Annotated in this window: 13 protein-coding genes; 6 read left to right on the top strand and 7 right to left on the bottom strand. The window is 58.3% G+C overall.

The features are described 5' to 3' along the window. Positions 1-26: 26 nt before the first annotated feature. The 7 genes from AC2FIP_RS07660 to AC2FIP_RS07630 all read right to left on the bottom strand — a co-directional run bounded on the left by AC2FIP_RS07660 (position 27) and on the right by AC2FIP_RS07630 (position 6,724). Positions 27-314: a cytochrome C oxidase subunit IV family protein gene (locus AC2FIP_RS07660; RefSeq protein WP_496728688.1), complete on the bottom strand. Its 288-nt coding sequence runs from the start codon at positions 312-314 to the stop codon at positions 27-29. Positions 315-319: 5 nt separating this feature from the next. After that, positions 320-868, bottom strand: a complete 549-nt coding sequence (locus AC2FIP_RS07655; protein ID WP_496785836.1) for a cytochrome c oxidase subunit 3 — start codon at positions 866-868, stop codon at positions 320-322. Further along, on the bottom strand, positions 865-2,787 hold the full coding sequence (locus AC2FIP_RS07650; protein ID WP_496728692.1) for a nitric oxide reductase activation protein NorD: 1,923 nt from the start codon (positions 2,785-2,787) through the stop codon (positions 865-867). The genes AC2FIP_RS07655 and AC2FIP_RS07650 overlap by 4 nt, the downstream gene beginning before the upstream one ends. A 9-nt stretch (positions 2,788-2,796) precedes the next feature. Continuing rightward, entirely contained in the window at positions 2,797-3,606 is an 810-nt protein-coding gene (locus AC2FIP_RS07645; protein WP_416383916.1) for a CbbQ/NirQ/NorQ/GpvN family protein, read from the bottom strand. A gap of 5 nt (positions 3,607-3,611) precedes the next feature. Further along, positions 3,612-4,979 (bottom strand): cbb3-type cytochrome c oxidase subunit I, encoded by a 1,368-nt coding sequence (locus tag AC2FIP_RS07640; protein ID WP_496676741.1) that lies wholly within the window; start codon positions 4,977-4,979, stop codon positions 3,612-3,614. 15 nt (positions 4,980-4,994) lie between these two features. Then, entirely contained in the window at positions 4,995-5,444 is a 450-nt protein-coding gene (locus AC2FIP_RS07635) for a c-type cytochrome (protein ID WP_142635251.1), read from the bottom strand. A 98-nt stretch (positions 5,445-5,542) separates the two neighbouring features. Further along, the gene (locus tag AC2FIP_RS07630; RefSeq protein ID WP_496691870.1) at positions 5,543-6,724 is read right to left on the bottom strand and encodes an NnrS family protein; all 1,182 of its coding nucleotides are present in this window, start codon (positions 6,722-6,724) and stop codon (positions 5,543-5,545) included. Positions 6,725-6,955: 231 nt separating this feature from the next. On the opposite strand from AC2FIP_RS07630, the gene AC2FIP_RS07625 reads away from it, so the two are divergent. The 6 genes from AC2FIP_RS07625 (at position 6,956) to AC2FIP_RS07600 (ending at position 13,437) form a co-directional block, all read left to right on the top strand. Further along, positions 6,956-8,632, top strand: a complete 1,677-nt coding sequence (locus AC2FIP_RS07625; protein WP_496691871.1) for a cytochrome D1 domain-containing protein — start codon at positions 6,956-6,958, stop codon at positions 8,630-8,632. Positions 8,633-8,755: 123 nt separating this feature from the next. Beyond that, positions 8,756-10,540 carry a NapC/NirT family cytochrome c gene (locus AC2FIP_RS07620; protein ID WP_496785835.1) on the top strand — a complete coding sequence of 595 codons (1,785 nt, stop codon included), beginning with the start codon at positions 8,756-8,758 and terminating at the stop codon, positions 10,538-10,540. A gap of 53 nt (positions 10,541-10,593) precedes the next feature. Further along, positions 10,594-11,001 (top strand): cupredoxin domain-containing protein, encoded by a 408-nt coding sequence (locus tag AC2FIP_RS07615; protein ID WP_281972618.1) that lies wholly within the window; start codon positions 10,594-10,596, stop codon positions 10,999-11,001. A 189-nt stretch (positions 11,002-11,190) separates the two neighbouring features. Continuing rightward, a complete protein-coding gene (gene cobA / locus AC2FIP_RS07610) occupies positions 11,191-11,952 on the top strand; it encodes a uroporphyrinogen-III C-methyltransferase (protein ID WP_281972619.1) in 762 nt (253 codons plus the stop codon). Beyond that, positions 11,945-12,295: a c-type cytochrome gene (locus AC2FIP_RS07605; RefSeq protein WP_271948625.1), complete on the top strand. Its 351-nt coding sequence runs from the start codon at positions 11,945-11,947 to the stop codon at positions 12,293-12,295. Before cobA ends, AC2FIP_RS07605 begins: the two co-directional genes overlap by 8 nt. Then, complete coding sequence (locus AC2FIP_RS07600) at positions 12,292-13,437, top strand: cytochrome D1 domain-containing protein (protein WP_142635237.1); 1,146 nt, start codon at positions 12,292-12,294, stop codon at positions 13,435-13,437. The genes AC2FIP_RS07605 and AC2FIP_RS07600 overlap by 4 nt, the downstream gene beginning before the upstream one ends. Positions 13,438-13,440: the final 3 nt, after the last annotated feature.

Raw genomic sequence — 13,440 nt, 5'->3', positions numbered from 1 at the left:
GCCCCACGGGGGCGGCTTTTTTCATGTCAAAACAGTGAGAGGCCGAAGATCACCATCGCAAATCCGGTTAGTACCATGGTGAAACCGCTCAGCCAGGCCGGGCTGTGCGTCAGGTCCAGATATCGTGCAAGGATAATGCGGGCTTTGGTCAGGGCCAGGATCAAAATGCCTGCGCTCAACACCGGTGAGGACAGGGGGAGTATCGTCAGCAGGGCCGAAGCGGTGCTCAGAACCAACAGGCTGAGCCATGCGCGGGTGAGCGGGTTTGGAAGCATCCAGCGGGAGCTTTTTGGATCCGATGAGGATTGGGTCATGTCCGTCATCCCAACAGGTAGATCCCGGGGAACAGCATGATCCAGACGAGATCGACCATGTGCCAAAACTGGGCGCCGGCCTCGATGTTGCGGGGATTGTCCCTCCAGGCGACCAGCAGCAGGATAACAACCCCAGCCAACACATGTGCCGCGTGGAAGCCGGTGAGCAGATAGTAGAATAGGAAGAACGGATGGGTCTCGTAGGTAATTCCTTGTGCAGCCTTGTCCGCGTATTCCACACCTTTGATAATCAGGAATACAACGCCCAGCGCGGCAGCTGCGATTAACGCCAGGCGGGCAGCAGTCCGACGCGCAATCTGCCGCCAATGCAAGGCTTGCGCGGCCAGATAGCCAGAGGTGACCAGAACCGCAGTGTTCAGCGCGGCTCCGGTGCGGTGCAGATGCGATTGCGCCTCGGCAAAGCCCGCCGGATCGGTCAGGCGCACGCCCATGAAAGCGATCAGGCCCGCACCAAAGACCAGCAGTTCCGAAATGATCAGAACCCACATCAGTAATTCGCCGGGCAACTCGTCGATAAGGGACGCGTCGCTCATGCGCCGACCAGTTGGCGGTAGATTTGCGGCAGCGCCATAGTCAGGCGATGCGGGTCCGGGATGACGGCAAAGCCGCCCTGCCCGAACATCCGCGGGAACCAGCTTTTACCTGTCTTGTCGATGGTGACGCCAAAGACCGATTGCCCGGCTCGGCGCGCCTCGCGCACGGCCATGTGGGTGTCTTCGATTCCGTGGCGGCCTTCGTAGTGGTCAAGATCATTGGGTTTGCCATCGGTGATCACCAGTAACAACCGGCGCTTACGCGTTTGGGTGGCCAGATCGGCCGAGCAATGGCGGATCGCGGCACCCAGCCTTGTATAGTGCCCCGGGCGTAACGATGCGATGCGCTGTTCAACCTGGCTGCCCATCACCTCATCAAACCGTTTGCAGCGTTGCACATAGACCCGCTGTCGTTTCAGTGAACTGAAGGCGTGAATGGCGAAATCGTCACCACAGGCGTTCAGGCCCCAGGCCAGCGCTGCCAGCGCCTCGCGTTCGATGTCGATCACGGCGCGGCCAGTCACGGCACTTTCGGTCGAGCGGCTGACATCCAGCAGGATGGATACCGCCAGATCGCGTGCCTCGGGGCGGGATTGTTGCCAGATGCGTTCGGTACCTTCACCGTTTGCACAGCGGTCAACCTGCGCCCGAACGGCGGCTTCTATGTCCAGTTGATCGCCGTCCAGATGGCCTCGGGTCATCACGCGGCCCGGGCGCAGCGCTTCGAACTGGCGTTTGACGGCGCGGATACGGCGGGCGGTGGCGGGGTCTTTTCCAAACTCGGCGGCATCCTCACGAATATCGGCGTCCGAAGTTAGAACGTTGACGTGATCGGGCAGGTATTGCCCGGTGCGCACGTCCCATTCCGGATAGAGAATACGGCCCGACAGACGTTCGCGATTCACATCCTCGGGTGCCAGGTCCAGATGCAATTTCAGCTTGGTCGGCGGCGCCTTGGAAATCTGGCCCAAACCGATCTCATCCTGATCATCGGCGGCCTTTTTGGCATTGTCGGGATCATCGTCATCAATGCGACGGTTGATGTTCAGAAACTCGGCCCAGCTGAGGATCGCTTCGAATTTATGAAGGATGAAACTGTCACTGCGTTCAGCCTGGTCGGATTTGCGCCGCCGGGCACGGTGGGTTTTCTCACCCGATTCCTCGGGCGGGCCTTCGGTATCGGGGTTTTCGACATCGTTATGCTCTGAAAAACCAACAGCGCGTAATTCCGGCCACAGAGGGACAGGGCGGAAAGATTGATATCCGCGTGGGGCAGTCAGGTCATCGTCAAATGACATGAATTGCCTGGCCTTCGGGGATAAAGGCGCGGGGTCGCCCAGCCGATGGCGGATCAGTTCTTCAACCGCTGTTTCCACAGGCGGGAGGCCGGATTTGTTGCGTTCATGCAGAACACCTTTGCAAAGCTCGGTGTAAAGCGGTCGCAAGCCGGGGGCGTTGTCCAAGGTTGCATTAACCATGGTTTGTGCAGCGCTCAGCGCGTGCAGATCGGCGCGCAACGGATCACCTTCGACGATCCGGGTTCCCGCATGGGCCGCTGCGGCGGCCAGCCAAACATACAGCGCTCCGTTCGCCTCGCGCGCGGGAAACACCGCCAGACGGTCCGGGAGGCGCAGCACTTCGCCATCGAACGAAGCGCGCGGCATCAGTTCAACTTCGGTACCCAACCGACGGCGCCAGCTTAGGCGATGGTGTGAAACCTCGGGCGAGACCGGGCGCAATTCAACGCCCGGGCTGCCCCCAAGCCCGCGAAAAAGGACTGCCAGCCGCCCCGCGACCTCAGAAAGGTCGACCGCGGCTCCAACATGCACCTGGGGTGCATCGAGACGGCTGGCAAGGGAGTGCCACAGTTTCCCGATCGTTTCTTCGGGTTCCCATGGCTCAAAATCGATCCTGACCATCGGCCGGCCTCACCCAAAGACAGCCGTGACAAGATCGAGGAGCCCGCGTTTGATGTCCTCGTCATCTGTCAGAGGTTCGATCATGGCGGCAAGGATCGCGCGGTCGGTGGACATGCCCTGCGCGATCAGCGTGGCGGCATAGACGACCAGACGGGTGGAAACGCCCTCTTCAAGATCCTGCCCCCTGAGCCCGCGCAGTTTACCTGCCAAGCGGATCAGCGGCTTGCAGCGTTCCAGCGCCAGCCCGCTTTCCTTAGCGACGACCTTTGCCTCCATCTCGGGCGACGGAAAGTCGAACTCCAGTGAGATGAACCGCTGCCGGGTCGAGGGTTTCAAGGTTTTCAGGATATTCTGATATCCCGGGTTATATGAGGCGACCAGCATGAAACCGGGCGCGGCCACAAGCTCCTCACCGGTGCGGTCGATCGGCAGGATGCGCCTGTCGTCAGTCAGCGGGTGCAGCACGACGGTCACGTCCTTGCGCGCCTCGACCACTTCATCCAGATAGCAGATCGCGCCTTCGCGCACCGCGCGGGTCAGGGGCCCATCGACCCAGATCGTTTCCCCGCCTTTCAGCAGGTAGCGCCCGATCAGGTCCGCAGCGGCAAGGTCATCGTGACAGGCCACTGTGTAAAGCGGGCGGCCAAGACTGGCGGCCATATGCGCCACAAACCGGGTCTTGCCGCAACCTGTCGGGCCTTTCAGCAGGACCGGCAGGTTGTTGGTATAGGCAGCAGCGAACACGTCACATTCATCACCCTGTGGCAGGTAGAAGGGGGCGTCAGCCGCCCCCGTTCTCAGTTTCATGGAGCCATCCATATCCATCACTCCGCTGGGGTTTCGGCCGCGCCGGCTTCAATGATCTCTTTCCGGGGAACCCAGATCGAGTAGATGAACAGCAGCGCACCCAAGACCACGACGATGCCAGAGCCAAGGCGCATCCAATAGAAGATCGCGACCTGATCCTGCACATCCATGAAGTAGTCTCCGACCACCCGCTGCATGTGCGTCTGCACTGTTCCAGCAAAGGTCAGCACAAAGGTCATGAAAACCATACCGCTGGACATCAGCCAGAAGCTGCCCATGTTCAGAACCTGATTATAAGGATCACGGTTCTTCAGGATCGGCATTGCATAGCTGAAGATTGCCAGGTTGAGGCAGACATACGCTCCATAGAAAGCTAGGTGACCGTGAGCCGCAGTGATCTGCGTACCGTGGGTATAGTAGTTCACCCCATGCAGCGTGTGCAGGAAGCCCCAGACACCGGCACCGAAGAAGGCCAATGTGGCACAGCCCAGCGACCACAGCAGCGCCGCTTTGTTCGGGTGGTCTCGACGGCCCTTCCAGACCATCACAAAGGCAAAGGCCATCATCGCAAAGAAGGGGATCACTTCGAGGCTTGAGAAGATCGAGCCGATCCACTGCCAGTACCCTGGTGTGCCTATCCAATAGTAATGGTGACCTGTACCAAGGATACCCGAAAACAACGCGGCGGCGACAATGACATAGAGCCATTTCTCGACAACCTCACGGTCTACCCCGGTCAGCTTCAGCATCAGATAGGCCAGGATCGAGGCCATGATCAGTTCCCAGACACCTTCGACCCACAGGTGGACAACATACCACCAGTATTGCTTATCCAAGGACAGGTTGCCCGGGTTGTAAAAGGCAAACAGGAACAGCAGCGCCAGACCCCAAAGACCCAGCAACAAGATGTTGGTGATCGCGGTCTTCTTGCCTTTCAGAACGGTCATCGACACGTTGTACAGGAAGATCAGTGCGGCCACGACGATGCCGGCCTTGACCCATTTGGGTTGCTCTAGGAACTCGCGCCCTTCTTTGCCCAGCAGCCAGTTGCCTTCAAACAGGTTGAACGTATAGGTCAAGACCACGCCCAGTGTACCGACCACCAGAATGATCAGCTGCAGATAGGCCAGCATGGGCGAATGGATCTCACGCTCGGCCTCTTCCGGGATCAGAAAATAGGCCGCACCAAAGAACCCGAGGATCAGCCACACGATCAGCGAGTTGGTGTGCAGCATCCGCACGATGTTGAACGGCAAAAGCTCGCTCAGGAAATTGGGTGATACATAGATAAAGCCGGCCAGAAGGCCGCCTAGAACCTGTATCGCGAACAGGGCCATTGCCACCGCAAAGTAGGCATAGGCGATTTTTTGGGATTCGTATTTCATTGCTCCGTTCCCTTCTCAGCCCGCCTCGTTGGGCGGCCAGTCCTGAGCGTCGATATTGTCCGTCCAGATCAAAAAGTTGGTCAGATCACGGATGTCTTCGTCGCTGAGGTTGAAATTGGGCATCTGACGACGACCGGGAATGTCTGTCGGCTGCGCCTCCATCCAGCCTTTGAGGGCTTCAAAGGCCGATTCCGGGTCGTCCAGCACGCCCCAACGTGTCATCACATTGCCAACCTCTGGTGCAAAGTATGCACCTTCGCCAAGGATGGTATGACAGTTGATGCAGGCGTGTTTTTCCCAGACGTGCTTGCCCCTGATCACACTTTCATCGAGCTTTGCTGCGTTCTCAGAGTTCACGATATACCAGTGAGAATGGGCCGACAGAGCCAGAAAGATGAGGATAAAGAACAGTGACCCGCCATAGAATATATTGCGTGCCATGCTCTTGGTCATGACTTCTCGCATTGCGCTCTCCTTTGCGCAGATTAGCTAGTCTGGCTAAAATGACGGGATGAGCACGGTATATCCTTAACGAAAGTCAAGACTTGCAAAAGGAAATGAAATCACGCTGACCGTTGCACCTTGGGACCCGTCAGCGCGGGCCACATCGCGATCAGGAAAAGCGCAAAGGCGCTGACCCACAACCCGTCCGACAGCAGCATCGCAACCATGTAACCTGCATTCAGATCTGCCCCAATCCACCGCGACAGGGCCGCCACCGCCATCAGACCATAGGCCACCGCCATTGGGCCGGGTGCCACCAGCGCGCGACCACTGTGGCCAAGCGCGGCGCGGCTCATGACCGCTAGGGTCATGCCGCCGACGCATCCGATGCCCAGGATGTGTAGGGCTGCGATCTCGTTTCCGAAACCCAGCACTGACAGCCCCCAGAGGATCAGTCCCAGCGCCAGCATTGCAAGCCCAAGATACAGTGCCAATAGGATCGGCTCCCGCGCAGCCCAGCCCGCGCGCCAGCGGGCCATGCGCGAAACCTGCGCCACCCCTAGAACCAGCGCCATCGATCCAGCCACAGCACCTGACCCCAGCACCAGAACGATTGGTGGCAGGGTCAGGGCAACCGCCATCGCTGATTTGTCCAGAATTGGCACAGATATTGGCCAGTTCGCCTCGGGAACGCCCGCGCGTCTCATGGCGTTTCGGGTAAAGGCCGGGGTGATCCGTCCGCCAAGAATGGCAATCATCGCGCAGAGCGCCAGCAACCCCGCGCGCAGCCCGGTATGCAATGTGTCATCTGTTATCCCCGTCCATTCAAGATGCGTGAACAGATCAGCAATCCAGATAAAGCTGAGCAACAGCAGAAAGAGCATGTTCTGAGGTTTCGGCCTCCGGATGAGCTGGGTTGCAATCTTGGCCGCCAGAATCGGTACAAAGGCCAGGTCGACCACCGCCACAAGCGCCGCAGGCAGCATCCCCGAAAACCACATCGCCATCCGACCAGCCAACCACAATCCGGCGGCCAACGTTATGAACTGCGCACGCGCATCTGGTGCGCCGGTCCAATTTGGCACTGCGGTCAGAAAGAACCCGCCCAGCGCGGCTGTTGCATAGCCGAAGATCATCTCATGCGCGTGCCACATGGGCGGGGCCATGCCATAATCCGGCACTGCATATGGCACCGTCAGCCACAGCCCCCAAACCACTCCGACAAAGAGGCCATAGAGGCCGGCGGACAGAAAGAATACACGAAACCCTTCACCAAACACGCGGGTGATGATTGCGGGCATGGCTGCTCTCCTTGGTGTTTTCCAAGCCCTAGCAAGCCGCCCGGCTGCGCGACTTAACAAAAATCAAACCGGCGAAAAAGTGTGCCAAAGATACAGATTTTCCCAGCCGGAAAATTGACGTTTTTCCCTGCCCGCCACCTGAATTGCGCGACTGGTGTTGACTTTCGTCAAGGAGCACCCTTGCGCGATGCCCCACGCTTGGACCGCCTCACCAGCAAATGGAGAGTGATCATGTCACTTGGAATCAGCTATACCAAAACGGGCCGCGTCTTCGGGGTCGGTTTGGCGATGTTGCTGGGCAGTGTCGCTGCACCAGCTTTCGCCGAAGAGCCAACTTTGAACGAAGAAGCGTTTGAAGCGTCCAAACAACTTTACTTTGAACAATGCGCGGGGTGCCACGGTGTCTTGCGTAAAGGCGCCACTGGCAAGAACCTTGAACCGCATTGGAAGAAAACCGCAGCTGACGGCGCCGTGACCGAAGGCGGTACACTTGCGCTTGGGCAAGAGCGGCTTGAGAAGATCATCGCCTGGGGCACCGAAGGCGGGATGAACAACTTCTCGGACATCATGTCCGAGCAGGAAATCAAAGACATGGCGACTTACATCATGATGGAGCCGCCCAAACCACCTGAAATGTCGCTGGACCAGATGATGGCGACCCGCAAGATATATGTTGAAGAAGAGGACTACCCAACTGAGCCGATGCATGGCCGCAACTGGGAAAACTTCTTTGTTGTTATCGAGCGCGACGTCGGCAAAGTCGCTGTTATCGATGGCGACACCAAAGAGGTGCTGACACATATTCCGACCGGCTATGCGGTGCACGTTCTGAAAGCATCCGAACACCATTCTCTGGAAGAGCCGGAACAGCCCGGTCGCTTCTGGTACACCATGGGCCGCGACGGCAAGATGACCAAGATCGACCTCTGGCAGACGCCGGACAAGATGTTGGTGTCTGAGGTAAAGATTGCCTATGACGCCCGCGACGTTGCTGTTTCCGGCGATGGCAAATACGTCATCGGTGGGGGCTATTGGCCGCCGCACTTTGCAATCGTTGACGCCCAAACGATGGAGCCGGTCAAGGTTGTATCGACCCGCGGCGTGAACGTGGACGGGGACTATGTGGAAGAGGCTCGCGTGGCCGCTATCTACACAACTCCAAATGAGCCGACCTGGATCGTTGCCGTCAAAGAGCTGGGGCAACTGTGGCAAGTAGATTATACTGATCTAGACAATCTGCGGATCGACAAGATCGACAGCGCCAAATTCCTGCATGACGGGTTCTTCGATCCGACTGGCCGGTATTTCCAGATCGCTGCAAACGCATCGAACAAGATGGTGGTTGTAGATACCGAGACCCACAAGCTTGAGGCGATGATCGACACGGCCGCGTTGCCGCATCCCGGTCCGGGCGCAAACTGGATTGACCCGAATTGCGGGCCGGTAGCTGGCACAACCCACCTCGGGGTTGGCACCGTGACGGTCTGGGGCAACGACCCCGAAAACCGACCCGATGACGCCTGGAAGATCTGCTACGAAGTGGAAACAGACGGCCCGGGCCTGTTCGTCCGTACGCATCCGGAATCGGACTATATTTGGGCTGACCAGACCAAACACCCGGAACCGGAAGTGCAGCAATCTGTGCAGGTCATCTCGAAAGAGACCGGCGAGATCGTGAAAACCATCCAGATCACCGAAGACGAAGGCAGCGCCGCTGTTCACTTTGAATTCAACGCGGATGGAACCGAGGTCTGGGTGTCCAAGTGGAACCTGTCGGATTCAAAAGAACCCAACGGTCAGATCGTGATCTTTGACGCCAAGACATTGGAAGAGATCGGTCGCATCGAAGGGCTGTACGCCCCGACCGGCAAGTTCAACGTCTACAACCGGTCGAACCACGTCACCTGACGGGTTTCGATCAACTCGGAGCAGGGCGGGCCCCTCGCCCGCCCTGTCCTTGTTTCATCCATCAGCCGAATGCGCAGGCCTGACACGCCGCGCCAGTCAACACAGCCAAAACGGAGCCCGGACATGACCTCCGATCCAGATAAGAAACCACCGATCTGGCGTCGGTATTTCCTGTGGGGAATGCCTGTGGCCGGTATTGCCGCTGCCTTTGCCGCCGGGATCGTCTTTTGGGGTGGGTTCAACACCGCCATGGAAGCCACCAACACCAAAGAGTTCTGTATCTCGTGCCATGAGATGCGCGATTTCGTCTATGAAGAATACACCGGGACCATCCACGATGTGAACCGATCGGGGGTCGGGGCGGTCTGTTCCGACTGTCACGTACCCAAGGACTGGACCCACAAGATGATCCGCAAGATCAAGGCGTCCAAAGAACTGTATGGCAAGGTGGTTGGCTCGATCAGTACACCCGAGAAGTTCGAAGCTAAGCGTATCCATCTGGCGATGAATGAATGGGAAAGGATGAAGGCCACTGATTCGCGCGAGTGCCGCAACTGCCACGACTTTGAATCGATGATGCCCGAGTTCCAGCGCCCCCGCGCGCGCCAGCAACATTTGAACGCAATGGAGACAGGCCAGACCTGTATCGACTGCCACAAAGGGATTGCGCATTCGAACATCCGCGACAGGGCCACAGATGAATATCTGGAACAGATTGAAGCCCCGAATCCTGATTTCATCCGTGCAATTCCGCCAGAATACCTGGCCAGTCTCGACCGTGTAGAAGCCAAGGAGGCGGCTGAGGCCGAAGCCGAAAAATCGGCCAAGACAGCACAACAAGAGGCGGTGCAAGCCCAGATCGCAGCCGCTGTGGACGCTGCAGTCGCCGAAGAACGCGCCAAATCAAGCGGTGAAGAATCTACAGCCCCGGCAGGCGGTGGCAGCGATATCGGAGGCGATATCGACTGGACCAGCATCACAAGCGCGGATCTGAAGCTGTTTTATCCCGGTCAGGCTTCGTTTGAATGGGTTCAGAATGGCAAGTTCCACGGCGGCGCCCGGCCACTGACAAAAGGTGGCGACCAATGTTCGACTTGTCATGCCAAGGAATTGGACATGATTGGAAACAAGATCGTCGCAGGCGGCGAGCTAGAACCAACCCCGATCCCTGGAAAACGTGGTGTGATCGACGCAACTGTTCAGGCGGCCCATGATGCCGAAAACCTCTATATCCGCCTGCAATGGCCGGATGCAGGTCACAATCCAGCACCATTTGTGGATGGCGGGAAGATGGACCCGGACAACCAGATCAAGGTCGCCATGATGATCACCGGAACCGGGATCGAAATGGGGGATCAGGTGGGCTGCTGGGCCTCGTGCCACGCGGACAACACCTATATGCCGTTTGATCCGGGTGCAGATGCGATTGTCGCCAATGGCGATGTTGCAGGCCGCCTGGCCGCTCAGGACACTGTGACCAAATATATCAGCGAAAGCCGCACCGAGGTCGAAGTCAAAGGCCGGCGTGGGAAAGCTCTGGGTGGCTGGGACAAATTGCAGGCCGAAGCGCAGATCGCGCAATATCTGGATGACGGCACCTATCTGGATCTGATGCGCGTCTATGCCGATGGCAGCGCCAGCAACGGCTATCTTCTGGAACAGCGCATAGTCAATGATGGCGAAATCGCCGCCTCGGCCAACTTGTCGGGTGGTATTTGGACCGTCACGTTCTCGCGGCCCTTAAACTCGGGCGCACCGGGTGATGTGCCATTGGAACCGGGCAAGACCTATACGGTCGGCTTTGCAATCCACGATGACTTTGCCGCGGCACGATTTCACCACGTAACGCTGAACACAAGCTTCGCGCTGGACGACGACAGTGCTGATATCAACGTGGTCGGGCAATGACTGATGGGGCCGGGTAAACCGGCCCCAAAGTATTAGGTATGGAGACTTGGACGATGAAGATCCGCCTACTTCTTCCTGCATTTCTGGCTTTGGCGTCACCTGCAGTGGCCGCAGACGAAGACACAGCTGAGATCTGCGCCGAGGCAGAAACCCGCTACGTGGATCTGTTCGGTCAGCCGTCTTCAGATGTGGAAGATGCAGAGGTTGTGCTGATGTACAAATACAATTTCTGCCCAGCCCAACTGACGGTCAAAGCGGGGACCACAGTGCGTTGGGTGAACGTAGACAAACGCACCAGCCATAGCGTCCTGCTGAAAGATGGCAGCAAAGCCGAGAGTGACCGCCTGTTCCCCGAGGAATTTGTTGATCTGACATTTCTTGTTCCCGGCGCCCAGGATTACCTGTGCGGACCACATTGGGAGACACAGAACATGTTCGGAATGGTCACCGTAGAGCCCTGATAAGCGGCAGGCTGAAAGATGCGCGGGCGCAATTCCCGTGCTCCTTAACTTAAGTCAAGGAGGTCGGTTTACCTGTGCGCCAACTTGTTTCCATGACACGCCCGGTTCCCCCAGCAACGTCCCATATTCGCGCATGGAAACGACCAAAACACCGGGTTCCGAAGACATTCCGAACAAGCGAGTTTGCACATGAGCGGTAAGGTTTTTCTGATTGGTGCCGGCCCTGGTGATCCCGAACTGATCACCATGCGCGCCCTGCGTATGCTGCAGGAGGCGGACGTGGTGGTCTATGACCGCCTTGTTTCGGATGAAATTCTGGCCATGCACACCGAAGGCGCGCGGCTGATCGCCGTCGGCAAGGCCCCCAAGTGCCACACTGTTCCTCAGGATCGCATCAACGAAATCCTGCTGGAACACGCACGCGCAGGTCACGTTGTGGCCCGGCTGAAAGGCGGGGATCCGATGATCTTTGGTCGCGGCTCGGAAGAGGCCGCTTTTCTGATGGCACACGGTGTTACGGTCGAATACGCACCGGGCATCACGGCGGCACAAGGCGCATCCTGTTCGACCGGCGTGCCCCTGACCCATCGCGGACTGGCGACCTCGGTTCAATATGTCACCGGGCACAGGCAGTCCGACAAAGTTCTTGATCTGGATTGGAAACGACTGGCGGACCCGGATACGACGCTGGTCGTCTATATGGGCGTGGCCAATATCGGCCAGATCGCCATCGGCTTGATGACCGAGAACCTACCCGGATCCACCCCGGTCCTGGCTGTTGGGCAGGCCACCAGTGCCTCTGAACGCCGCCTTGTATCCCGACTGGACCAGATTGCCGCGGATGTGCGCAAGGCGGATCTGAAGGCCCCTACCTTATTCATTATCGGAAAGGTCGTTTCGCTTTATGCCAATCAGGCCCTGACCGAGATTTTGGAGCGGGCGCATGGGTAGCCTGGCGCATATGGACCGCAAGCAGCCGGGCTGGGCCGCGCATACTGTTCTGACAGCCGTCGTTCTGGTTGCCACTTCCGCTCTGGCCGCTGACGCCATCGACCCAACCGCCCTGAAACGGTTGGTCCACCAGGATTGCGGCTCGTGTCACGGATTGTCCCTGAAAGGTGGGCTTGGTCCTGATCTGCGACCGGAAACTCTGGAACATTACGAGGCGGACGTCCTGACGGGGGTCATACTAGACGGCATCCCCGACACGGCTATGCCCCCCTGGCGCCCCCTGATCAGCGAAGAAGAGGCCGAATGGATCGCCCGATACCTGCTGGAACAGGAGGCAAAATGAAACAACTTGCCCTTGGCATCGTTGCCCTAATGATGATGACACCTGCCAATGCAGACCCCACCGCCACCGGAGATCTGGGCCTTGTGATCGAACGGGCAAAAGGGTCGGTCTTATTGGTGGACCAGTCGGACCGGGCCGCATTGGCACGGATCGAAGGGTTGGGCGATCTGTCCCACGCCTCCCTGGTCTATTCACCCGACGAACGCTTTGCCTATGTTTTTGGCCGCGATGGCGGGCTGACCAAGGTTGATATAGTGACCCGTCAGATTGCAAATCGGGTCGTGCAGGCTGGCAATGCCATTGGCGGCGCGATTTCGGATGACGGCCAACTGGTTGCGGTGTCGAACTATGAGCCGGGTGGCGTACGCGTGTTCGACGCGGATACGCTGGAACTGGTTGCCGACATTCCCACCGACAGCAAAACCATAGGTCTTGTCGATGCGCCGGGCCGTCGGTTCGTGTTTTCCATGTGGGACACGGGCGAGACCTGGATTGCTGATTTCGCAAATGGCGCGCCCGAGATCACCAAGATCACCGATATGGGTAAGAACCCCTATGACGCGCTGATCACCGCCAATGGTCGCACTTATATCACCGGTCTGTTTGGCGAGGACGGGCTGACCGCGCTGGACCTATGGGCAGACAATCCAAAACCGATCCGCGTGCTTCCGGGCTATGGGCGCGGACAGGAAGAGATGCCGGTATACAAGATGCCTCATCTTGAGGGCTGGGCACTGACGGATCGCGAATTTGTCCTGCCCGCGGTCGGCCACCATGAGGTTCTTTGGATTGACGCCGAAACCTTGACAGAAACAGGCCGCACCCAAACCCATGGTCAGCCGGTCTTTGCCATGGCGCGCCCGGATGGGCGACAGGTCTGGGTGAATTTTGCCCATCCATTGAACGATACAATTCAGGTCATCGACAGCGTCAGCAAACAGGTCATCCACGAATTCTCTCCGGGCCCTGCCGTCCTGCATATGGAGTTCACGGCACGCGGGCATGAGGTCTGGATCAGTGTCCGCGACGCCAACAAGGTCGTGGTCTACGACACGCATAGCTTTGAAAAGCTGCGCGAGATCGCGGCGGACAGCCCCTCGGGTATCTTTTTCACCGCCCGCGCGCACAGAACAGGGTTGTAACCC

The sequence above is a fragment of the Ruegeria sp. CDSB114 genome (assembly GCF_059611025.1).
Note: the sequence above shows the minus strand (reverse complement) of the source record. Positions and strands in the feature narration are given on the sequence as shown.